The sequence below is a fragment of the Streptodolium elevatio genome (genome assembly GCF_040649515.1).
In the GTDB taxonomy this organism is placed as follows: domain Bacteria; phylum Actinomycetota; class Actinomycetes; order Streptomycetales; family Streptomycetaceae; genus Yinghuangia; species Yinghuangia elevatio.
This window is the reverse complement of sequence record NZ_JBEZFP010000001.1, coordinates 134,397-154,841: the sequence shown is the minus strand read 5'-3', so window position 1 is coordinate 154,841 and position 20,445 is coordinate 134,397. Positions and strand designations below refer to the sequence as shown.

General features: G+C 70.3%; 23 protein-coding genes and 1 riboswitch. Of the genes, 14 read left to right on the top strand and 9 right to left on the bottom strand.

Annotation, left to right across the window (positions count from 1 at the left end):
- Positions 1 to 2 precede the first annotated feature (2 nt).
- From AB0C36_RS00720 to AB0C36_RS00710, 3 genes are all read left to right on the top strand, one after another.
- Positions 3 to 431, top strand: a complete 429-nt coding sequence (locus AB0C36_RS00720) for a Zn-ribbon domain-containing OB-fold protein (RefSeq protein WP_358347122.1) — start codon at positions 3 to 5, stop codon at positions 429 to 431.
- Positions 432 to 456: 25 nt separating this feature from the next.
- Positions 457 to 1,623, top strand: a complete 1,167-nt coding sequence (locus tag AB0C36_RS00715) for an acyl-CoA dehydrogenase family protein (protein ID WP_358347119.1) — start codon at positions 457 to 459, stop codon at positions 1,621 to 1,623.
- Between the two features lie 95 nt (positions 1,624 to 1,718).
- Positions 1,719 to 2,078 carry a hypothetical protein gene (locus tag AB0C36_RS00710; RefSeq protein WP_358347116.1) on the top strand — a complete coding sequence of 120 codons (360 nt, stop codon included), beginning with the start codon at positions 1,719 to 1,721 and terminating at the stop codon, positions 2,076 to 2,078.
- Positions 2,079 to 2,205: 127 nt separating this feature from the next.
- On the opposite strand, the gene AB0C36_RS00705 is transcribed toward AB0C36_RS00710, so the two are convergent.
- Entirely contained in the window at positions 2,206 to 2,814 is a 609-nt protein-coding gene (locus AB0C36_RS00705; RefSeq protein ID WP_358347113.1) for a TetR/AcrR family transcriptional regulator, read from the bottom strand.
- Positions 2,815 to 2,963: 149 nt separating this feature from the next.
- Here AB0C36_RS00705 and AB0C36_RS00700 point away from each other — a divergent pair, with 149 nt between their 5' ends.
- The 5 genes from AB0C36_RS00700 (at position 2,964) to AB0C36_RS00680 (ending at position 6,264) form a co-directional block, all read left to right on the top strand.
- Complete coding sequence (locus AB0C36_RS00700; RefSeq protein ID WP_358347110.1) at positions 2,964 to 3,653, top strand: FMN-dependent NADH-azoreductase; 690 nt, start codon at positions 2,964 to 2,966, stop codon at positions 3,651 to 3,653.
- 2 nt (positions 3,654 to 3,655) lie between these two features.
- The gene (locus AB0C36_RS00695; RefSeq protein ID WP_358347107.1) at positions 3,656 to 3,976 is read left to right on the top strand and encodes a DMT family transporter; all 321 of its coding nucleotides are present in this window, start codon (positions 3,656 to 3,658) and stop codon (positions 3,974 to 3,976) included.
- A gap of 167 nt (positions 3,977 to 4,143) precedes the next feature.
- Positions 4,144 to 4,644, top strand: coding sequence for a thioredoxin family protein (locus AB0C36_RS00690; RefSeq protein WP_435838950.1), 501 nt, complete (start codon positions 4,144 to 4,146; stop codon positions 4,642 to 4,644).
- A 24-nt stretch (positions 4,645 to 4,668) separates the two neighbouring features.
- The gene (locus AB0C36_RS00685; RefSeq protein ID WP_358347308.1) at positions 4,669 to 5,076 is read left to right on the top strand and encodes a DUF4395 domain-containing protein; all 408 of its coding nucleotides are present in this window, start codon (positions 4,669 to 4,671) and stop codon (positions 5,074 to 5,076) included.
- Between the two features lie 135 nt (positions 5,077 to 5,211).
- A complete protein-coding gene (locus AB0C36_RS00680; RefSeq protein WP_358347102.1) occupies positions 5,212 to 6,264 on the top strand; it encodes an NAD(P)-dependent alcohol dehydrogenase in 1,053 nt (350 codons plus the stop codon).
- Here AB0C36_RS00680 and AB0C36_RS00675 read toward each other — a convergent pair.
- A complete protein-coding gene (locus AB0C36_RS00675) occupies positions 6,242 to 6,433 on the bottom strand; it encodes a DUF397 domain-containing protein (protein WP_358347099.1) in 192 nt (63 codons plus the stop codon). The genes AB0C36_RS00680 and AB0C36_RS00675 overlap by 23 nt on opposite strands.
- A gap of 38 nt (positions 6,434 to 6,471) precedes the next feature.
- Positions 6,472 to 6,672 carry an NfeD C-terminal domain-containing protein gene (locus AB0C36_RS00670; RefSeq protein ID WP_358347097.1) on the bottom strand — a complete coding sequence of 67 codons (201 nt, stop codon included), beginning with the start codon at positions 6,670 to 6,672 and terminating at the stop codon, positions 6,472 to 6,474.
- Positions 6,673 to 6,760: 88 nt separating this feature from the next.
- Positions 6,761 to 6,869, top strand: a riboswitch (TPP riboswitch).
- Between AB0C36_RS00670 and thiC the strand changes: the two genes are divergently transcribed.
- On the top strand, positions 6,860 to 8,626 hold the full coding sequence (gene thiC, locus AB0C36_RS00665) for a phosphomethylpyrimidine synthase ThiC (RefSeq protein WP_358347095.1): 1,767 nt from the start codon (positions 6,860 to 6,862) through the stop codon (positions 8,624 to 8,626). (Overlaps the previous riboswitch by 10 nt.)
- Before the next feature lie 133 nt (positions 8,627 to 8,759).
- Here the strand turns inward: thiC and AB0C36_RS00660 are convergent, their stop codons facing one another.
- From AB0C36_RS00660 to AB0C36_RS00650, 3 genes are read right to left on the bottom strand one after another with little or no spacing between them, the layout of a single operon-like run.
- Positions 8,760 to 9,146, bottom strand: a complete 387-nt coding sequence (locus AB0C36_RS00660; RefSeq protein WP_358347093.1) for a cupin domain-containing protein — start codon at positions 9,144 to 9,146, stop codon at positions 8,760 to 8,762.
- A 40-nt stretch (positions 9,147 to 9,186) separates the two neighbouring features.
- Positions 9,187 to 9,786 (bottom strand): dihydrofolate reductase family protein, encoded by a 600-nt coding sequence (locus AB0C36_RS00655; protein ID WP_358347091.1) that lies wholly within the window; start codon positions 9,784 to 9,786, stop codon positions 9,187 to 9,189.
- Positions 9,783 to 10,640: a metalloregulator ArsR/SmtB family transcription factor gene (locus AB0C36_RS00650; protein ID WP_358347088.1), complete on the bottom strand. Its 858-nt coding sequence runs from the start codon at positions 10,638 to 10,640 to the stop codon at positions 9,783 to 9,785. Before AB0C36_RS00650 ends, AB0C36_RS00655 begins: the two co-directional genes overlap by 4 nt.
- Positions 10,641 to 10,769: 129 nt before the next feature.
- Between AB0C36_RS00650 and AB0C36_RS00645 the strand changes: the two genes are divergently transcribed.
- Together AB0C36_RS00645 and AB0C36_RS00640 are read left to right on the top strand one after the other, a co-directional pair.
- Positions 10,770 to 12,209 carry a VWA domain-containing protein gene (locus tag AB0C36_RS00645; protein WP_358347306.1) on the top strand — a complete coding sequence of 480 codons (1,440 nt, stop codon included), beginning with the start codon at positions 10,770 to 10,772 and terminating at the stop codon, positions 12,207 to 12,209.
- A gap of 29 nt (positions 12,210 to 12,238) precedes the next feature.
- Positions 12,239 to 12,598: a hypothetical protein gene (locus tag AB0C36_RS00640; protein ID WP_358347086.1), complete on the top strand. Its 360-nt coding sequence runs from the start codon at positions 12,239 to 12,241 to the stop codon at positions 12,596 to 12,598.
- Between the two features lie 89 nt (positions 12,599 to 12,687).
- On the opposite strand, the gene AB0C36_RS00635 is transcribed toward AB0C36_RS00640, so the two are convergent.
- The 3 genes from AB0C36_RS00635 to AB0C36_RS00625 all read right to left on the bottom strand — a co-directional run bounded on the left by AB0C36_RS00635 (position 12,688) and on the right by AB0C36_RS00625 (position 16,124).
- Positions 12,688 to 13,413 (bottom strand): hypothetical protein, encoded by a 726-nt coding sequence (locus tag AB0C36_RS00635; protein WP_358347083.1) that lies wholly within the window; start codon positions 13,411 to 13,413, stop codon positions 12,688 to 12,690.
- Between the two features lie 405 nt (positions 13,414 to 13,818).
- Positions 13,819 to 14,745, bottom strand: coding sequence for a metallophosphoesterase family protein (locus AB0C36_RS00630; RefSeq protein WP_358347081.1), 927 nt, complete (start codon positions 14,743 to 14,745; stop codon positions 13,819 to 13,821).
- A gap of 299 nt (positions 14,746 to 15,044) precedes the next feature.
- Positions 15,045 to 16,124, bottom strand: a complete 1,080-nt coding sequence (locus AB0C36_RS00625) for a LacI family DNA-binding transcriptional regulator (protein ID WP_358347079.1) — start codon at positions 16,122 to 16,124, stop codon at positions 15,045 to 15,047.
- A gap of 290 nt (positions 16,125 to 16,414) precedes the next feature.
- On the opposite strand from AB0C36_RS00625, the gene hisC reads away from it, so the two are divergent.
- The 3 genes from hisC to cydB all read left to right on the top strand — a co-directional run bounded on the left by hisC (position 16,415) and on the right by cydB (position 20,435).
- Positions 16,415 to 17,503 (top strand): histidinol-phosphate transaminase, encoded by a 1,089-nt coding sequence (hisC, locus tag AB0C36_RS00620; RefSeq protein ID WP_358347077.1) that lies wholly within the window; start codon positions 16,415 to 16,417, stop codon positions 17,501 to 17,503.
- A 412-nt stretch (positions 17,504 to 17,915) separates the two neighbouring features.
- Positions 17,916 to 19,379: a cytochrome ubiquinol oxidase subunit I gene (locus AB0C36_RS00615; protein WP_358347074.1), complete on the top strand. Its 1,464-nt coding sequence runs from the start codon at positions 17,916 to 17,918 to the stop codon at positions 19,377 to 19,379.
- Between the two features lie 39 nt (positions 19,380 to 19,418).
- Entirely contained in the window at positions 19,419 to 20,435 is a 1,017-nt protein-coding gene (gene cydB / locus AB0C36_RS00610) for a cytochrome d ubiquinol oxidase subunit II (RefSeq protein WP_358347071.1), read from the top strand.
- Positions 20,436 to 20,445 lie beyond the last annotated feature (10 nt).

Here is a 20,445-nt window from a genome sequence, read left to right as displayed (position 1 = left end):
GCATGGCGGGGACGGCCGATGCGTACGAGGTTCCGGCGCCCGACGAGGTGACCGGCCCGTGGTGGGACGCGACCAGGGAGCGGCGGCTTGTGGTGCAGCGATGCGCGGATTGCGGTCGTCTCCAGCATTATCCCCGAGCGTTGTGCACAGCCTGTGGAAAAACTCTGCTGGAATTCACAGGGGTGACGGGGCGTGGCCGCGTCGACACGTTCACGGTGACGTACCGTGCGCCCCGGCCCGAGATCGAAGTCCCTTATGTGGTAGCCCGGGTGCGTTTGCACGAAGGGCCGATCCTGCTGAGCACGGTCGTCGGCTGCGCGCCCGAGGCGGTCGTCTGCGACATGCCGGTGGTTGTGGACTGGCGCCCGCTGCCGGACGGTCGGGCCCTGCCGGTGTTCCGCCCTGACCCACACCCCGATCTCCCGATGTGACCGATCACGAACGTATGAGGTGCCTGTGGATTTCGAACTGAACGACGAGCAGCGCCTCTTCCAGCGGACGCTGCGCGACTTCGTGCACAAGGAGATCGACCCGGTTGCCGCCGAGTGGGAGCGTACCGGCCGCTACCCGACCGAAATCGTGGAGACGATGGGGTCGTTGGGACTCTTCGGCCTCACGGTTCCCGAGGAGTACGGCGGACTGGCCGTCGACATGGTCTCCTTCGCGCTCGTCTTCGAGGAGATCTCGCGGGGCTGGATGGGCGTGGCCGGCATCCTCGGCTCCCACTCGCTCGCGTGCTGGATGATCGCGCGCCACGGCACAGAGGAGCAGCGGACGCGGTACCTGCCGAAGCTCGCGACCGGGGAGTGGCGTTCGGGCATCGCGCTGACCGAGCCCGACGCCGGCACCGATCTCCAGGGCATCCGCAGCACCGCCCGCCGCGACGGCGACGTGTATGTCGTCAACGGGGCCAAGACCTGGATCACCAACGCGCGGCACGCCGCGGTGCTGCCGGTGCTGGTGAAGACCGACCCCGAGGCGGTTCCCGCGCACCGCGGCATGAGCGTGCTGCTGATCGACACCGACACCCCAGGCTTCGAGGTGCTGCGCGACCTGCCCAAGCTGGGCTACAAGGGCACCGAGTCCTGCGAGTTGCGGCTCGACAACGTACGGGTGCCTGCGGCCCGGCTGCTGGGCGGCGTGGAGGGCGTCGGCATGAAGCAGGCGCTGTCGGGGTTGGAGACCGGGCGGATCAACGTGGCGGCGCGGGCGGTGGGGGTCGCGCAGCGGGCGTACGACGAGGCCCTGGCGTATTCGCGGCAACGCGCCGCGTTCGGGCAGCCGATCAGCTCCTTCCAGGCCATCCAGCTCAAGCTGGCGGACATGGCCACGAACCTCCAGGCATCGCGGCTGCTGGTCTACTGGGCGGCGTCGCGGGCGGACGCGGGCAAGCGCATCGACATGGAATCGGGCATGGCCAAGCTGCTGGCGTCGGAGACCTCGCTGACCAACTCCCTCGACGCCATGCGCATTCACGGCGGGTACGGCTACTCGCAGGAGTTCGTTGTCGAACGCCTCTACCGCGACGCCCCGTTGATGGCCATCGGGGAAGGCACGAACGACATCCTGCGCACGGTCATCGCCAAGGCCCTGGTCGCGGGGGTCGAGGCGATCGGCGGCTGAGCGGGGCCGCGTCGTCCCCCGCGCGCGCTGCGGGCACACGGGGCGGGCACACGGGGTTGGTAGGCGCGGCGGCTACGCGGGAGCGAGGTGCGTCGGTGAGCGGCAGAGGGCCCGAACTGCGTTGGCGCACCTTCCTCATGCCGTTCACCGACACGCCGGTACGCCTCGCCCGGCTGCGCCGCGATTCGGTGACCACCGCGACCGCGGCCCTCGTACGCTTCCCGCCCGGATGGTCGCGCACCGCCTGCGTCGCCTACGCGAGCGACGAGGAATTCATGCTGCTCTCCGGTGAGTTGCGGATGAGCGGCCAGGTCCACCGCCCAGGTGTGCGGGTACGGGTGCCGGGCGGCACACCGCGCCGCGCGTCGTCCACTCCGCGAGGTGCGGTGGCCGTGGCATGGTTCACCGGGGATCCGGGCGTCGTCGAACGGCTGTGCCGTGCCCGGGAAACATGACCCCTCGGGCCTGCGCCTGCGCCGGCGGCCGAGCCCGCACCTGCGGATGCGGACGGAGGCGGTCGCCGGTCACACGACGCGCACGCGTCAGATCGCGCCAATTGCGCGGAGCGGGGCGGTGGTCCGCTCAGCTCCGGGGAATCAGGGTCGCGTAGGCGAGGGCTTCCAGGCCCCCGCTGATGCGTTCCATCGGGGTGCCCTTGTCGCGCTGGTAGCGGTACAACTCCGGGGCCAGCGGGGCGAGGAGGAGGTCCGCGAGCGTGTCGGCGTCCTCGGCCCCGGCTTGTTGCGCGAGGTGGCGTACATGCAGCCGCCAGAACGCGTACGCCCCCGTCGTGTACCGCGCCGCACCCGTTTCCGCACCCAGCAGCAGATGGACGTGCGTCTCGAGCATGTCGACCATCGCCGCGTAGAACGCCGCCAGGCGCTCGGCGGGTGACGTCTCCGGCTCCGGGCCGAGGGGGGCGGGGCCGCGCATGAGCTTTTCCTGCAGCGCGCGTTCGTGCTCGTCCAGCAGCGCGCGGGCGATCGACACGCGGTCCGGATAGCGGCGATAGAGGGTGCCGCGTCCGATGCCCGCGGCTTTCGCGATGTCGTCCATGGTCACGGTCGCCGGGTCGCGCTCCGCGAAGAGGCGTTCGGCGGCGGCGAGCACGCGGGCCCGGTTGCGGGCGGCGTCGGCACGCTCGCGCGGCTGCGGTTCTCCGGCAAGCGGCAGGTCGGGCAGTCGGCTCATGACCAGCACTCTAGAGCACGCGAATGTTGAAGTGGACAGCATGTCCGCTTGTGGGTATGGTCCTGTCATCGCTCAAGCGGACATAGTGTCCGCTTAGGTCGCGGGGCTTCCATATCCGTGACCGCCGCCACGACCAGGGGGTCTCCGCCATGTCCCAGCTTCTCCACCTCGACAGCAGTGCCCGCAGCGCCTCGTTCTCCCGCCGCCTGGGGGCGGTCTTCGCGGACGAGTGGCGTGCCGCGGGCGGCGGGTACACGTACCGCGACCTGGCCGCGGACGCACCGCCGCCGATCCGCGAGGGCTGGACGAGCATCTGCGACACGCTGCTGCGCGAGGGCATCACCGACATCCACCGGTACGAGGAGGCCGTGCGGACCGACGAGGAGCGCGAAGCCTGGGCGGTCGTCGCACCCCTGCTCGCCGAGGTCGTCGCGGCGGATGTGGTGCTGATCGGGACGCCGATGTACAACTTCGGCGTCCCGGCGGCCCTCAAGGCGTGGATCGACCAGGTGACCTTCCCGAAGATGGTGCTGGCGCCGCGGCGGTTCGTGGTCGTGTCGGCGCGCGGCGGGGCGTACGGGCCCGGGACGCCTCGCGAGCCCTACGACCACCAGGAGCGCTACCTGCGGGACTTCTTCGCCGGGCATTACGCGATCGACCCCGAGGAGGGTGTCGACGTGGTCAACGCGGAACTGGTCAACAGCCTGGTCGATCCCGGACTCGCCGAGCGCCGGGCACAGCACGAGGAGTCCGCCGAGGCGGCCCTGCGCGGCGTGCGGGAGATCGCCTCGAAGCTCGCCGGCCACACCGTCGACCGCACGATTCCGAAGGAGGCGTGACCATGCCGTGGGTATGGCTGCTCCTGGCCGGCGCCGTCGAGGTCGCCTGGTCGCAGAGCATCAAGCCGACCGAGGGCTTCACCAAGATCCCGCAGACCGCACTGTGCTTCGGCCTCATGGCCACGGCCGTGTTCCTGCTGTCGATCGCGATGCGGGACCTGCCGGTCGGGACGTCGTACGCGGTGTTCACCGGCATCGGCACGGTCGGCGCGATCGTGCTGGGCGTCGTGATCCAGAACGACTCGCTCAACTTCGCACGGGTGAGCGCCCTGGTCCTGCTGCTCGCCGGGCTCGTCGTGGCGAAGCTGGCATCGTCGCACTGAGGACCGTCGCGCTGAGGACCGTCGCGCTGAGGACCGTCGCGCTGAGGATCGCCGCGCTGAGGATCGCCGCGCTGAGAGTTGTCGTCGCATCGAGGGTCGGCCGAGGGCCGGCGCCCTGTTCGGTGGCCCGGGGAATACCTCCGGGCCACCGACGTGTTTATCCACCCATGTCCTTTGTCGGTCTGGCCGTCGTGGCCGCCGTGCTGCTTGCCGCAACCGCGGCAGGCCTCTGGCGACGGCACACGGATGGGAGGATGCGGTCCGTGACCTCATCCGCAGCCTCCACGGGAGCCGCTTCCGGAGGCACCGCTTCCGGAAGGGCAGCTTCCGGCGACGAGGCCGCCGGGCCGGTGCTCACCGCCGACGAGATCGGTGCCGAATTCGGCAGCCGGGCGACCTTCGTGCAGTTCTCCTCGGCGTTCTGCTCGCCCTGCCGTACGACGCGGCTGCTGCTCGGCCAGGTCGCGGGCGAACTGGACGGCGTCGTGCACGCCGAGATCGACGCCGAGCACCATCTCGAGCTGGTCCGCCGACTGGACATCACGCGTACGCCGACCGTCCTCGTGCTCGACGCCACGGGTCGCGAGGTCCGGCGGGCGACCGGCGTACCGCGCCGCACGGACGCACTCGCGGCCGTCGCACTCGCCTCGGCCTCGCCCGCCACCTGACCCGGAGGACTTGCTTCCATGGGCATGGGCCTCGACCCTCGTGGACCCCGCTTCGCCGCCGCCGTCACCTCCGTGGTGCTGGCGGTGGTCCTCGTCACCGGCAGCGGCCTGCTGCTGGTGGCGCAAGCGGTGGTGTTCGCGGTCGCGGTCCTCGCCGGACCGGGTGCGTCGCCGTACGGCTGGATCTACCGGGCCCTCGTCGCCCCGCGGCTGGCGCCCCCGACCGAGCGCGAAGACCCGCGCCCGGTGCGCTTCGCCCAGGGTGTGGGCCTGGTGTTCGCGGTGGTGGGGGCGGTCGGCTACCTGGCCGGCCTCACCGCGCTCGGCATCGTGGCGGCGGCGTTCGCGCTGTTCGCCGCGTTCCTCAACGCGGTCTTCGGCCTGTGCCTGGGCTGCGAGATGTACCTGCGCTTCCGCCGCGCGACCGCCTGACACCCAACGGGCGGCCCGCGCAGGGTGGTTCGACCGGTACCGGGCCCAACAGGGCCCTGGGCCGAACCTCCGGGGAGCGGCAGGCTTTTGAACAGTAGGACCAACGACCCCGACAGAACCGGAGACATCCCCTCCATGAGCACGACCGACACCACCACTGTCGCCGCGTACGCCGCCCCCGCCGCAAAGGCTCCGCTGGAGCGCGTGACCATCCCGCGCCGCGCGCTGGGCGAGCGGGACATCCTGATCGAGATCAAGTACTGCGGGATCTGTCACTCGGACATCCACCAGGTGAAGGAGGAGTGGGGCGAGGCCCCCTTCCCGATGGTGCCGGGCCACGAGATCGCGGGCCTCGTCGCGGCGGTCGGCGCCGGCGTGACGCGGCACCAGGTCGGCGACCGCGTGGGCGTCGGCTGCTTCGTGGACTCCTGCGGGACCTGCGAGAACTGCGTCGAGGGGCTTGAGCAGTTCTGCCTGAACGGTGCGACCGGGACGTACCCGATCGGCCCGGACGGGGAGCCGACGTACGGCGGCTACAGCACGCACATCGTCGTCACCGAGGACTTCGCGCTGAAGATCCCGGAGGGCATCAGCCTGGAGGCGGCCGCGCCGCTGCTGTGCGCGGGCATCACGCTGTACTCGCCGCTCAAGCGCTGGGGCGCCGGGCCGGGCAAGAAGGTCGCGATCGTCGGTCTCGGCGGCCTCGGTCACATGGGCGTCAAGATCGCGGCCGCGATGGGCGCCGAGGTCACGGTGCTCAGCCAGTCGCTGCGGAAGAAGGACGACGGCCTGAAGCTCGGTGCGACGCATTACCACGCGACGGGTGACCCGGAGACGTTCGAGAAGCTCGCGGGGACGTTCGACCTGATCGTCAGCACCGTCTCGGCGAACATGGACTTCGACGCGTACCTGGGGCTGCTGAAGACGCGCGGCACGATGGTGAACGTCGGTGCGCCGTCCGAGCCGACGCCGATCAACCTGTTCTCGATCATCGGCGGCGACAAGACGCTGGCGGGCTCGATGGTCGGCGGCATCCCGGAGACCCAGGAGATGCTGGACTTCTGCGCGGAGCACGGGCTCGGCGCGGAGATCGAGGTCATCTCCGCCGACCGGATCAACGAGGCGTACGACCGCGTACTCGCCTCGGACGTCCGCTACCGCTTCGTCATCGACACGGCGACGATCTGACGGATTCGAGGAAGTGCCCCCAGGCACAGGGGGAGAGCGAAAGGTGTCCGCGACAGCGATCCTTGCTGTCGCGGACACCTGCATGCCGGGCGAGCGAAGGGACCTCGACGCGGCCGTTGTCGGCCGTTGACGAGTAGGACGACTTACGCCAGACCAGATTGGCGGTCACCGCTCTTTCAACCCCGCAACGAGGAATCGGGGCGCGGGTCAGCCGAAGGCGGACTGGACGTACACCGTGCGGGGTGCCTGGTATTCGACGACGGTCACCAACTGCCCCGGTTCGAAGCTCTCGCCCGGGGTCACCGGGTACGCCAGAAAAGCCTCCGATCCGCCGCGCACGCGGACCATGACTTCGCCCACCAGACCGGGGCCGATGCGCCCCGTCACCTTGCCCCGCAAGCCGACCATGCGCCCATTGTCCGGCCGGGACGGCCCCGAACGCTGTGCGGATCTCCCTCTGGTCGCGGCGGGCGGGCGTGTGCGAGGGTATGTGTCGACAGATACACGCGGGAGCTCGGGGCACCGGGCTGAGAGGGCGTTGACGCCGCGCCGACCGCAGAACCTGACCGGGTAATGCCGGCGTAGGGAGCTTTCAATGTCGTCGACGCACAACGCGTCCCAGCCTGCCCGTGCCACGACCACGGGCGCCGTCACCACGGGTGCCATCTCGCCCGCGCACCACAAGCAGTACCTCATCGGATCGCGTGACGACCTGCGCGTTCCCGTCCGCACGGTGCACCTGACCAACGACTCGACGGTGCGCCTTTACGACACCTCCGGCCCGTACACCGATCCCGCCTACGAGGTCGACGTACGGCGCGGCCTCCCCGCCATCCGCGACGCGTGGATCGACGAGCGCGGCGACACCGAGCGGTACGACGGCCGCATCGCCGCCCTCGGCGTGCTGCCCGGCACCGAGGTCGTCCGCCCCCGCCGGGCGGTCGGCGGCAAGGCGGTCACCCAACTCGCGTACGCCCGCCGCGGCGAGATCACGCCCGAAATGGAGTACGTGGCGATTCGCGAAGGCCTGCCGGCCGAGGCCGTCCGGGACGCCATCGCGTCCGGCAAGGCGGTGCTGCCCGCCAACGTCAACCACCCGGAGATCGAGCCGATGATCATCGGCAAGGACTTCCTGGTGAAGGTGAACGCCAACATCGGCAATTCCGCCGTCACTTCCTCGATCGAGGAGGAGACGGACAAGCTGGTGTGGGCGATCCGGTGGGGCGCCGACACGGTCATGGACCTCTCGACCGGCGACGACATCCACACCACGCGCGAGTGGATCGTCCGCAACTCGCCCGTCCCGATCGGCACCGTGCCGCTCTACCAGGCGCTCGAAAAGGTCAACGGCAAGCCCGAGGCGCTGACCTGGGAGCTCTACCGCGACACCGTGATCGAACAGGCCGAGCAGGGCGTCGACTACATGACCGTGCACGCGGGCGTACTGCTGCGGTACGTGCCGCTCACCGCGCGCCGCAAGACCGGCATCGTGTCGCGCGGCGGCTCGATCATGGCGGCGTGGTGCCTCGCGCACCACGAGGAGAACTTCCTCTACACCAACTTCCGTGAACTGACCGAGATCCTGCGGCAGTACGACATCACCTACTCGCTCGGCGACGGCCTGCGCCCCGGCAGCACGTACGACGCGAACGACGAGGCGCAGTTCGCCGAGCTGACCACGCTCGGCGAACTCGGCCGCATCGCCCGCGAGATGGACGTGCAGGTGATGATCGAGGGGCCGGGCCACGTGCCCATGCACAAGATCAAGGAGAACATCGACCTCCAGCAGGAGATCTGCGACGAGGCGCCGTTCTACACGCTCGGCCCGCTCACCACGGACATCGCGCCCGGGTACGACCACATCACGTCCGCGATCGGCGCCGCCATGATCGGCATGTGGGGCACCGCGATGCTCTGCTACGTCACGCCGAAGGAACACCTGGGGCTGCCGGACCGGGACGACGTGAAGGCGGGCGTGATCGCGTACAAGATCGCCGCGCACGCCGCGGATCTGGCCAAGGGCCACCCGACCGCGCACGAGTGGGACGACGCGCTCTCCGACGCCCGCTTCGAGTTCCGCTGGCAGGACCAGTTCGACCTGGCCCTCGACCCGGACACGGCAAGGGCGTTCCACGACGAGACGCTCCCGGCGGCGCCCGCCAAGACCGCGCACTTCTGCTCCATGTGCGGTCCGAAGTTCTGTTCGATGAAGATCTCCCGGCAGATCCGCGACGAACACGGCGACGGTTCGTCCGCCGTCGACAGCGCCTACGACGCGGAGGCTTTGGCCGGAATGCAGGCCAAGTCCGCTGAGTTCGCCGCCCAAGGAGGCAGGGTCTACCTCCCCCTCGCCGCCGACTGACCGGCGCAGACGCGCCGACAGGGCGCCGTGTCCGAAGAGGCAACCAGCCCCCGGCCACGGCGCCCGAACGCGTCGTGTTCACCGCACGGCGCCCAGCGGACTCGGCTACAGATGAGGGCACCGCCCGGTGTGGTCAGATACGGGACGGCGTCTCGGGTCGGGGGACCGCGTAGCCGGGGAGGGAGGGCCATCGCACCGTCAGTACCACCGACTCTTCCTCGGCGAACCACGAGTGGTCGACACCGCGGCCCCATACGACGTAGTCGCCCTGCTGCTCCAGGACCACGGTGCGGCCCGGGAGTTGTACGTGGAAGCGGCCGCTGATCAGCACGAGTAGGGCGGTACGCGCCTCGCCCTCTACCCACTGCGCCCGCTCGTCGCCAGGTGGGTGGACGCCCCACTTGATCTCAACGTCCTTGCTGTGACGGGGGTCGTCGACGTCCTTGAAGTGCCCGAGGAGCCAACCCCGGTCCAGTGCCGCATCCTTGCCCGCGTTGCCCACATACACTCTGTCGTTCACGCGCTCGGACGTTAGCAGTTGCGCGGTCCCGCCCGAGCGGTCACCGCACCCGGTCGTAGGCGAGGGCCAACGTGCCGTGCGCACCGGCGGCTTCACGGGTCAGTTCCCACTCGCCCGCGGGCAGCCCGTCCTCGAACAGTCGGGGGCCGGTGCCCAGGACGATCGGGAAGACGGTGAGCGCCAGGCGGTCGACCAGGTCCGCGGCCAGCAGGTCCTTGATGACGCTTGCGCTGGAGAGCACGAGGATGTCGCCGCCCTCGGTCGCCTTGAGGTCCGCCACCGCATCGGCGGTGGGGCGGTCGACGATCGTGGTGCGCTCCCACGGTGCCTCGTCGAGCGTCGACGACATGACGACCTTGTCCGTGTCGACGAGCCACTTCGCGAAGGCCTCGTCACGCGGGTCCGCGCCCTCCGCCCCGATCACGGTGGGCCAGAAGCCGAGGAAGCCTTCGGCGTTGACCCGCCCGAGGAGTGCGGTCGTGGCCGGCTCCCACAGGCTGGCCAGGTGGTCGCGGGCGACGTCGGTGACGGCGTACGGCATCACCCAGCTCATGTCCAAGGGGTCGGTCTTGGCGTAGCGGCCGTCGATGGAGAGCGACATGTTGGTGACGACGCGGCGGCCGGTGCTCTGCTGGGTCATTTCAAACTCCCTTTGTCGGTGTTGCCGTGGTGCGCTTCGGCCGTCTCTGCGGCAAGGACCGCCGCGAGGTTGTCGAGGCTCTGGCCGTAGCCGATCTCGATGCCCGCGACGAAGTCCGCGGATTCGACCGCGCTGTCGCTGATCCCGAAGTGCACGTCGAGTTCCGTGCCGGTGCCGGTCGGCCGCAGGTGCAGGTCGAGGTGGGCGGTGAAGGCGGTGCTCCCGTCGGGGAGCAGCGGGGAGAGCCGGTACGCGAGGTGCTCGGCGGGGCGTACCTCGTCGACGGTGCCCTCCGCCCGCCCGGCGACCAGGTCGGTCCCGTCGTCCTCGGCGTCGCGGTACTCCTGGACGATCCGCCCGCCCGGCCGTGCCTCGAAGACGATCTCCGAGACGCGCAGGTCGTCCGGTGTCCACCAACGGGCCAGCAGCGCGGCCTCCGTCAGGTGCCGCCAGACCGCCTCCGGGGTGCCCGGCAGTGACCGCCGGAACCGGAACGAGCGGTCGTCGGCCCACCCCGCCCGGTCCGCCGCGCGACGCTCCGCGTCGAGGCCGAGCCCGTAGCGCTCGTACGTCGCCCGCGAGCCCTCCGCCTGGTCCGCAGTGTCGGCCAACCGCCCGAGGGCTTCCGCCAGCTCCCGCAGGGGGCCCGGTTGCAGCGCGTAGATGCGCCGCTGCCCGGTGCGCTGGGACGTGACGACGCCGGCCCGCTCAAGGGTCTGGAGGTGCTTGGTCGTCTGCGGCTGCCGCGCGTCGGCGAGCTGCGCGAGAACGCCGACCGGGCGGGGGCGCTCGGCCAGCAGGGTCACGAGCCGCCAGCGGGCCGGGTCGGCCAGTGCGGTGAGGAGTGCGTCCATGCCTCAAGTATTCTTCAATACGAATATTCGTGTCAAGGAATATCTTGGGCTGTCCGGTCCGTGCCCGGGTCGCCGACTCCTGCCGCACGCCGGATTCGTCGGCACACTGGCTGTGTGACTGCGACTTCCATGGGCAAGGGCACGAACATTCCGGTCGCCGCGTCGGCGGTGCACGCCGTGCTGGCGTGGACCACGCGGCCGGGCACGCCGGATGCCGACGCGTCGGCGCTGCTGTTGACCGCGGCCGAACGGGTGCGTGACGACGACGACTTCGTCTTCTACAACCAACCGCGGCACGCCTCGGGCGCGGTACGGCACCTCGGCAAGCAGACGGCGGGCGACGCGGCGTGGGACGCGGTCGAGGTGAACCTCGCGAAGGTCGAACCGGGCATCGAGCGGATCGTGTTGTGCGCGTCGGCGGACGGCGGGACCTTCGGCCAGATGGCCGGGCTGGTGCTGCGCCTCTTCGAGGCCGGGACGCAGGCCGAACTCGCCCGGTTCGAGATGGCGGCGACGACGGAGACCGCGTTCGTCAGCGGCGAGTTGTACCGGCGCGGCGGGCAGTGGAAGTTCCGCGCGGTCGGGCAGGGGTACGCGTCCGGACTCGCGGGACTGGCAACCGACTTCGGGATCAGCGTCGACGATCCGCCGCCCGCGGCCACGCGCCCTGTCCCGCCGCCGGCGGCCACGCGCCCTGTCCCGCCGCCTGCACCCGCGCCCGCCCGTCCGGCACCCGGCCAGGCGATCCTGCCGCCCCCGCTGCCCACCCAGCCGGCCCCCGCGGCGGCCGGCTCGCAGGTCCGCTTCACCAAGGGCGAGGAACGCCTGCCCGTCGACATGCGGAAGCGGCTCTCGCTGCGCAAGGAGCAGGTCGCCGTCAGCCTCCGCAAGCACGGTGCGGAAGGGGTCCGGGCCCGGGTCATCCTGGTCCTGGACGCCTCCGGCTCGATGAGTCCGCTGTACGACAAGGGCATCGTCACGGACGTCGTGGAGCGGATGGCGGCCGTCGCCGCGCTGCTGGACGACGACGGCGAGATGCAGGCATGGACCTTCGCCTCGCACTCGGCGCGACTGCCCGACCTGGTGCTGGGCGAACTCCCCGAGTGGCTGCGGCTCCACGTACGTGTCGGGGAGATCAGCCTGTTCGGCCGACCGTCCAAGCGCAAGAAGGGGCTGCATGCGGCCCAGGTCGACATGCGCATGGTCGGCATCCAGAACGAGGAGCAGAAGGTCATCGCCGACGTCCGCACGTACGTCCGCCAGACCCCGGCCCAGGACCCCACCCTCGTGTTGTTCTTCTCCGACGGCGGCGTCTACCGCAACAACGAGATCGAGAGCGAGCTGCGGTCGGCCGTCGAGGAGCCGATCTTCTGGCAGTTCGTGGGTCTCGGGCGGGCGAACTACGGGGTGCTCGAACGCTTCGACACCATGCCCGGCCGCCGCGTCGACAACGTGGGCTTCTTCGCGGTCGACGACATAGCCAAAGTCTCCGACGCCGAGTTGTACGACCGACTGCTGTCGGAATTCCCGTCCTGGATCAAGGCGGCCCGCGCCGCCGGCATCCTCTGAACAGCAACGCCCTGCCCGAGGAGCAGCCGATGAGCCCCCGTCGCCAGAAGCCGAACCAGGACCTGTTCGCCAGGATCGCCGCGGGATTCGAGGACGAGTACGGCATCGACACGGGAACCATGTTCCGCAGCCCGGGACTTCGCGTCGACGGCAAGGTCTTCGCATTCCTCGGGCACGACGGCGGGCTCATCGTGAAGCTCCCCGAGGACCGTGCCCGGCTGCTCGTCGACGAGGGCGCCGCCGTACGCGTGACGATGGGCACGCGCTCCATGCGCGAGTGGGTGGCCTTCCCCGCGCAGGCGGACGAGGCGGCCACGCTCGCCCTGTGGCGGAAGATGGCCCGCCAAGCCCGAACGTACGTCGACTCACTCGGCGACACCGCGGTCTGACGCAGTCCGCTCCCACGGCACCGCTCGTGTGCCGCCCGGGGGTTGGGGGTTCGGGACCGGGCGGCTGGACGGCTGGACGGGTGGGCGGATCAGCGGACCGCGTCGGTGGGCTGGTCGCCTTCTGGCTCGTGCTCGCGTTTGCGCGTGCGGCGGGAGCTGCCGTTGCGCGGTGCCTGGAGCGGTATGACACGTGCGTCCGTGCCGGCCGCCGCCGCGGCGAGCATGGTGGACATGAAGGGGAGCACCCCCCGATGGAGTACGGCTGCCTGCCACTCCTCGCGGGCCAGTCGGACTTCCGTGTCCACGGCGGGAGTTCGCCGGTTGCGGCCCGCGTGCAGCAGCATCGCGAGACCGGCCAGCACCGCCGCGCCGAGCGCGATCACCAGGGAGGCCACCCCGACCAGGCGTACCGGTGCGACGCCCTTGTCGTGGTCGGTGGTCGCCTTGATCACGTAATAGGCCACCAGGAACACCGCCGCCGAAATCGCCGCCACGATGATGGTGATCGACGTGGCCAGCGCGAAGAACCCGACGCCTTCGGCCGTCTCGGCAAAGGGAGTTGCGGCCTGCTCGCCTTGCGAGGGGTTCGAGCGCTCCTCGCTGTCGACGAGGCGCCGGTACTCGACCGGGGTCTTCGCCGCGATCGTGTCGGCGTGGGCGAGCGTCGCGGTACGCAACTGCTCGGCGTTCAACTCCGGCGATTCCGCCAATGCCCTGGCGATGTCGTCCTGGTGCAGCGCGTCGTCGACGATCCGCTCGAACTGCCGCCGGTGTTCCTCGTAGTGGAACGGGTGAGGGTGCTGGTCGTTGTGCATCGGATCCCCCGAGATCGACCGCGCGAATGGGCCCGCGTCTGCCCCCCGTTCCGCCGAACGCACGGGAGGCGACGCGTCGGAGTCCGGTACGACGACCGGCTCGGGTCGATCGTTCGCCCGCCTCGCTACCCGGCGGTTGCGGAGCGGATATCCCGATGGTAGAGCCCGGAACGGTGGTTTTGCCCCAGGGAATTCCCTCTTGTCGACCAGGATTGCACTTTTGGTCGGAATCGGCTTCTACGCGGATTGACACCACTCCGACCGACACCTGGCGGACGGATTGCACGCGAATCGCACACGGCCGGGCAACCAGCGGCCGACGGTCGGTCCGAAGGGCGATCCGAAGGCCGGCACGAAGGTCGGCGCGAAGGTCGGCAAAGAGCCTCGGCCGCGCGGTCGGGCGCGTCAGTCGTACTCGGGGTCCTCGTCTATGTCGTAGACCATGCCGATCGTCTCCTCGTCGGCGGTCGGCGGCGCCGGTGCCGGCGGCCGCTCGGTCAGCGGCAGCCGGGCGACCAGGCACGGCCCGCCGAGGTAGATGCCGCCGTCGAGGTTGATGACCTGGCCGTCGGCGTACACCCGCGGGCCGTTGATGGTCGACGGGTCCTCGCCGGTCTGGTACGGGATCGGCGTGTGGCCGTGCACGATGTGCCGCCCGCCCAACTCGCCCAGCAGATCGGCCGCCGCGTTCGCCCCCGCCTCGCCCATGAACGCACCGCGCCGCGTCAGATTGCGGAACAGGTCCCAGCACGGCAGAGGCTCGGGGTCGCGCAGCATTTCGGCGATCTCGCCGTCGATGTCCTCGATGGTGCTGCCGTATTCGAGGTACGCGTTGCTGTCCGAGTGGATCAGCAGGTACCCGTCCACCACCGCGGCGACGGGCTGCGACGCGAGCCACTGCGCCTGCGCGTCGGTGAAGCGGTCCAGGTCCCACTGGAGGCCGCCGTTGCGCAGCCAGATCTCCCGGAAGGTGGTGGCACCGCCCGCGACCGGCACCGGGTGGTCGCCGAAGAAGTACACGCCCAGCAGCAGGATCTCGTGGTTGCCGAGCAGCATGCGCGAGCTGCCGCCGTCCGCCGAGGCCTCCTCGGCGAGGCGCATCGCGAGCTCGACCACGCCGATGCCGTCCGGGCCCCGGTCGGTGAAGTCGCCCAGGAACCACAGGCGCGCCGCACCGCCACTCCAGCGCGCCTCCTCGTCGATGAGGCCCTGCTCGCGCAGGGCCGCCTCGAGCTCGTCGAGATGGCCGTGCACGTCGCCCACCACGTAGAGCGGCGCGTCCTCGACGTCGACCGCGCCGCCTGTGCCGGGCGCTCCCGAGGCGATGCTCACGAGACGATTCCTTTCTTCCGCGCCCCCACGCCTGCCCAGCGGCCGCAGTGGGGGTGACGCCTGTCATGAAGCATGACGCACTGCGGAGCTGTACGGCTGCGGTGCCCGGGGTGCGAACACCATCCGATCACCGTCCGATTCGCTGTTGTTTCCACCGTTCGATTCACCGTCTGATGAGGACGCCGTGCCGTGACCGTATCTTGCGCGGGCGAATCGGGGAACGGTACTGCCCCCAGACATCGCGCGTCCCGCGTATTCGGGTGCGTGTCGCGGACAGCCGCTGCGCCGTACGGGCGAGATCAGGAAGCGGACAAATCGTCAGAACCCGTGGCGCCGCGCCGTGTCGAGGCCCGTACCGACAGGCGGATGGGCACCGTACGCTGCGCCGGTACCCGGGGGCCGACCCGTGCCGCGTCCTCCTCGATCACCCCGACCAGCAGCTCGACCGCGCTGCTTCCGGCCACCCTGGGCTGGAGGCTGAGCGTGGTCAGACCCGGTTCGGCGGCGTGCGCCGACTCCTCGCCGCACGCCGCCACCAAGAGGTCCTCCGGGACGCGCAGTCCGCGCGCCCGCGCGGCGGCCAGCAACTCGCCGCCGCAGCCCTCGTGCAGGCCGTAGACCGCGTCGGGCCGCGCGGCGGCCGGCAGGTCGAGCAGTCGGCCCGCGGCGGCTCCCGCGGCTCCCGACGTGTTCGGCGGGTAGGCCTCGACCAGCGGCTCGCGCCCGCGCTCGGCACACCAGGCGCGGTACGCGTCGACGCACCGCCGCGCGTACGTCCCCTCCTGCGACGTGAGCAGCGCGATCCGCCGCGCGCCCGCCTCGGCGAGGTGGTCGAGGACCGTTTCCATCGCGAGGGCGTGGTCGATGTCGACCCAGCCGTGCACGGTGCTGTCGCCGGGGTGCCCGCCGGTCACGACCGGCACGCCGCGCCGCAGCAGTTCGCGGACCATCGGGTCGTCCTCGGCCGGGTCGACGACGATCGTCCCGTCGAGCGCCACGTTGCTCCACACGTCGTGCCGCGAGGAGGTGGGCAGCACCACCAGGGCGTAGCCCCGGTCGAGGGCGGCGCCGGTGGCCGCCCGGACCAGTTCGGTGAACCAGCCGTACTCGGTCAGCGCGAACGGTTCCGCGGCGTGGTTCGTCGTGGTGAGGCCGATCAGCCCGGACCGCCCGGTGCGCAGCGTGCGCGCCGCCGCGGAGGGCCGGTAGCCGAGGCGGTCGGCGACCTCGCGGACGTGCACGCGGGTGGAGTCGGGCAGTCGGCCCTTGCCGTTGAGCGCGTCGGAGACGGTCGTGATCGACACCCCGGCCGCGGCAGCCACGTCCCGGATGCCGACGCGTGTGGGCCGCCGTCCGGGAGCCCCCTGGTCAACAGTCATCGCCATTGACAGTAGGGCCGTTCGGGTCTTCTGACGCCGGGCATGGGGTTCCTTTTGCGAAGAAACCATTTTCCGCATACCTGGTCCTGAAGGTGTCGATTGCGCGGGCGCCCGAACGGGGCCGGGATGGGCGGCATCGCTCCGGTATGCCCGGCGGCGGGCCCGCCGGAGTCGGAAACGTAAGGTGAGGCGGGGGTTCCCGGCGCGTTCCGCGGGCCGGGCGGAACCCTCGGCATCTCTTCGACGCCCCTTCGACCATCCCTTCGACGGCCATCCAGTGGAGGACGACGGTGACCCACGACAACCCCGCCGGCAGCGGGCCGCGCCTGCGCGGCGTGCTCGACACTCTGCCCGCGTACAAGCCGGGACGCCCCGCCGCGGCCGGTTCCGGGGCGCCGTCCTACAAGCTCTCGTCCAACGAGAACCCCTACCCGCCGCTGCCCGGCGTGCTGGAGAAGGTGGCCTCGGCCGCGGCGTCGTTCAACCGCTACCCGGACATGTCCTGCGGTGAGCTGACCGCCGAACTCGCGGAGCGCTTCGGGGTGCCGCCCGAGCACGTGGCGACCGGCACCGGGTCGGTCGGCGTCGCGCAGTCGCTGCTGCAGGCGACCTCGGGGCCGGGCGACGAGGTGGTCTACGCGTGGCGGTCGTTCGAGGCGTACCCGATCATCACGCAGATCTCCGGCGCCACTTCGGTGCAGGTGCCGCTGCTGCCGGACGAGGGGCACGACCTCGACGCGATGGCCGCCGCGATCACCGAGCGGACCCGGCTGGTGTTCGTCTGCAACCCCAACAACCCGACCGGGACCGCGGTCCGCCGCGACGCGCTCGTGCGCTTCCTGGACCGCGTGCCGTCCGACGTGCTGGTGGTGCTCGACGAGGCGTACAAGGAGTTCGTGCGCGACCCGGAGATCCCGGACGGCATCGAGCTGTACCGGGACCGGCCCAACGTCGCCGTGCTGCGCACGTTCTCGAAGGCGTACGGGCTGGCCGGCCTGCGGGTGGGCTTCGCCGTCGCGCACGAGCCGGTCGCCGAGGCGCTGCGCAAGACCGCGGTGCCGTTCGGGGTGAGCCAGCTCGCCCAGGACGCCGCCGTCGCGTCGCTGCGGTCCGAGGACGCGCTGTTGGAGCGCGTCGACGCGCTGGTCGTCGAGCGCACCCGGGTCGTGGACGCCCTGCGCGCGCAGGGCTGGACCGTGCCGGAGACGCAGGCCAACTTCGTCTGGCTGCGGCTCGGCGCCCGGACGCTGGAGTTCGCGGCGGCGTGCGGTGCGGCGGGCGTCACGGTGCGCCCGTTCGACGGCGAGGGCTGCCGCGTCACGATCGGGGAGAAGGAGGCGAACGACCTGTTCCTGGACGTCGCCTCGCGCCTGGTCTGAGCCGGGCGCACGCCGCCCGGAGATCGCCACGGGGGGTCGGTACACGAGCCGCAAAGGCCGCGTACCGACCCCCCGTGTTTGCCCCCGGAACCCCCTCGCTAGAGTTTGTGAACGGATGCACAAGCCCGACTTTGTGAATGCATGCACAAAGTCGTGCTGCTCGTCACATCGCTCGATGTGCCGCTAGCTCCGGGTTCGTCCCGATACGGCGCACGACTGAGGGTGTGGCGGGGGCGGCCCGAGGCCGGGTCATGTGTCGTGCACCATAAGAAAACGAAGTAACTGCGCAAGTCACATCAAGATCGATCAAGACCCGTCAAAAGCAGCAAAGCCCAGTCAGACCTACTCAGTCCGCTAATCAGCATCATCCCCGTGCATACCGACCAGAACGACTTTTCGGAGGAGGTCGTCCGTGGACCTCGCCCTCGATCCGCTGGACGTAGCCAGGTGGCAGTTCGGCATCACGACCGTCTACCACTTCCTGTTCGTCCCCCTGACGATCGGGCTGTCGACACTCGTCGCCTGCCTCCAGACCGCCTGGTACCGCACCGGCAAGGAGCACTACCTCCGGGCCACCAAGTTCTGGGGCAAGCTCTTCCTGATCAACTTCGCGATGGGCCTGGTCACCGGCATCGTGCAGGAGTTCCAGTTCGGCATGAACTGGTCGGACTACTCCCGCTTCGTCGGTGACGTCTTCGGCGCACCGCTCGCGATCGAGGCGCTGGTCGCGTTCTTCCTCGAATCGACCTTCCTCGGCCTGTGGATCTTCGGCTGGGACCGCCTGCCGAAGAAGATCCACCTCGCCACCATCTGGGCGGCCGCGATCGGCACGATCCTGTCGGCGTACTTCATCCTCGCCGCCAACTCGTGGATGCAGCACCCGACCGGCTACCGGATAAACCCGGAGAGCGGACGCGCCGAGCTGACCGACATCGTCGCGGTGCTCACCCAGAACACCGCGGTCAGCGCCTTCGCACACGTCATCACGGCGGCCTTCCTGACCGCGGCGGCGTTCATCGTCGGCATCAGCTGCTGGCACCTGCGCAAGCGCAACGAGGTCGAGGTCTTCCGGCCGTCGCTGCGGCTCGGCCTGTGGGTCGCCGTCGTCGCGGGCCTCGGCGTCGCCGTCACCGGCGACTTCCAGGGCAAGATCATGTACGAGCAGCAGCCCATGAAGATGGCCTCGGCCGAGGCGCTGTGGGACACCGAGCAGCCCGCGCCGTTCTCGATCTTCGCGTACGGCGACGTGAGCCAGGGCCACAACAAGGTCGCCATCGAGGTGCCCGGCGCGCTGTCGTTCCTCGCGAAGAGCGACTTCGACGCCGAGCTGCCCGGCATCAACGACCTCCAGCGCGAGATGGAGGCGAAGTACGGGCCCGGCGACTACCGGCCCAACATCCCCGTCACGTACTGGGGCTTCCGCCTCATGATCGGGTTCGGCATGACGTCGTTCGCGGTCGGCGCGATCGGCCTGTGGCTCACCCGCAAGAAGCGTGCGCTGCCGACCAACAAGTGGATCTGGCGCGCCGGCCTGTGGACGCTCGCCTTCCCGCTCGCCGGCAACTCCTTCGGCTGGATCTTCACCGAGATGGGCCGCCAACCGTGGGTCGTCTTCGGGGTGCTGAAGACCGAGTCCGCGGTGTCCCCCAGCGTCTCCACGGGCGAGGTGCTGACCTCGCTCATCGTCTTCACGCTGCTGTACGGCGTGCTCGCGGTGGTCGAGGTGGGCCTGCTGCGGCGCTACGTCGTCGCCGGACCACCGGAGGTCGAACCGGCGAAGCCGCGCGGACCCGGCGGTCCCGACGGAGGGCCGGACTCGGCGTCCGGCGACGACGCCGAGGACGACGCCGACCGCCCGCTCGCCTTCGCGTACTGAGCGCGGGCCCGGACCCCAGCAACTCGAACGAGGCTTGCGATGGAACTCACCACCGTCTGGTTCATCCTGATCGCCGTCCTGTGGGTCGGCTACTTCTTCCTGGAGGGATTCGACTTCGGCGTCGGAATACTCACCAAGGGCCTGGCCCGGAACGAGACCGAGCGCCGCGTGCTCATCAACACCATCGGCCCGGTCTGGGACGGCAACGAGGTGTGGCTGATCACCGCCGGCGGCGCCACGTTCGCGGCGTTCCCGGAGTGGTACGCGACCCTCTTCAGCGGCTTCTACCTGCCGCTGCTGATCATCCTGGTCGCGCTGATCCTGCGCGGCGTCGCCTTCGAGTACCGGGCCAAGCGCGACGACGCCAAGTGGAAGCGGAACTGGGAGAACGCGATCTTCTGGGGCTCGCTGGTCCCGGCGTTCCTGTGGGGCGTCGCGTTCGCCAACATCGTGCGCGGCGTCAAGATCGACGCCGACAAGGAGTACGTGGGCAACCTGCTCGACCTGCTCAACCCGTACGCGCTGCTGGGCGGCCTGGTCACGCTCGTGCTGTTCACCTTCCACGGCGCGGTCTTCGTCGGGCTCAAGACGGTCGGCGACATCCGCGAGCGCGCCAACGCCCTGGCCTTCAGGCTCGGGCTCGCGACCGCGGTGCTCGCCCTGGTCTTCCTGATCTGGACCCAGGCCGACAGCGGCAACGGCAAGAGCCTCGTGGCCATGGTGGTCGCGGTCGTGGCGCTGCTCGCGGCGCTGGCGCTGAACCGGACCGGGCGCGAGGGCTGGACGTTCGCCATGTCGGGCGTGACGGTCATCGCGGCGGTGGCGATGCTGTTCCTGGCACTGTTCCCGGACGTCATGCCGTCGAGCATCGACTCCGCCTACAACCTGACGACGACGAACGCCGCGTCGACGCCGTACACGCTCAAGATCATGACCTGGGTGGCGGCGATCATGACCCCGGTGGTGCTGTGCTACCAGGGTTGGACGTACTGGGTGTTCCGCAAGCGCATCGGCACCAAGAACATCCCGACGACGGTGCCGCACGGCGCGGGCTGAGGGCCTGCCC

Coding starts and splice junctions, on each gene's coding strand:
- AB0C36_RS00720 (WP_358347122.1), top strand. CDS start 3: ATGGCGGGGACGGCCGATGCGTACGAGGTTCCGGCGCCCGACGAGGTG.
- AB0C36_RS00705 (WP_358347113.1), bottom strand. CDS start 2,814: ATGAGCCGACTGCCCGACCTGCCGCTTGCCGGAGAACCGCAGCCGCGC.
- AB0C36_RS00700 (WP_358347110.1), top strand. CDS start 2,964: ATGTCCCAGCTTCTCCACCTCGACAGCAGTGCCCGCAGCGCCTCGTTC.
- AB0C36_RS00695 (WP_358347107.1), top strand. CDS start 3,656: ATGCCGTGGGTATGGCTGCTCCTGGCCGGCGCCGTCGAGGTCGCCTGG.
- AB0C36_RS00690 (WP_435838950.1), top strand. CDS start 4,144: ATGTCCTTTGTCGGTCTGGCCGTCGTGGCCGCCGTGCTGCTTGCCGCA.
- AB0C36_RS00685 (WP_358347308.1), top strand. CDS start 4,669: ATGGGCCTCGACCCTCGTGGACCCCGCTTCGCCGCCGCCGTCACCTCC.
- AB0C36_RS00680 (WP_358347102.1), top strand. CDS start 5,212: ATGAGCACGACCGACACCACCACTGTCGCCGCGTACGCCGCCCCCGCC.
- AB0C36_RS00670 (WP_358347097.1), bottom strand. CDS start 6,672: ATGGTCGGCTTGCGGGGCAAGGTGACGGGGCGCATCGGCCCCGGTCTG.
- thiC (WP_358347095.1), top strand. CDS start 6,860: ATGTCGTCGACGCACAACGCGTCCCAGCCTGCCCGTGCCACGACCACG.
- AB0C36_RS00655 (WP_358347091.1), bottom strand. CDS start 9,786: ATGACCCAGCAGAGCACCGGCCGCCGCGTCGTCACCAACATGTCGCTC.
- AB0C36_RS00650 (WP_358347088.1), bottom strand. CDS start 10,640: ATGGACGCACTCCTCACCGCACTGGCCGACCCGGCCCGCTGGCGGCTC.
- AB0C36_RS00645 (WP_358347306.1), top strand. CDS start 10,770: ATGGGCAAGGGCACGAACATTCCGGTCGCCGCGTCGGCGGTGCACGCC.
- AB0C36_RS00640 (WP_358347086.1), top strand. CDS start 12,239: ATGAGCCCCCGTCGCCAGAAGCCGAACCAGGACCTGTTCGCCAGGATC.
- AB0C36_RS00635 (WP_358347083.1), bottom strand. CDS start 13,413: ATGCACAACGACCAGCACCCTCACCCGTTCCACTACGAGGAACACCGG.
- AB0C36_RS00625 (WP_358347079.1), bottom strand. CDS start 16,124: ATGACTGTTGACCAGGGGGCTCCCGGACGGCGGCCCACACGCGTCGGC.
- cydB (WP_358347071.1), top strand. CDS start 19,419: ATGGAACTCACCACCGTCTGGTTCATCCTGATCGCCGTCCTGTGGGTC.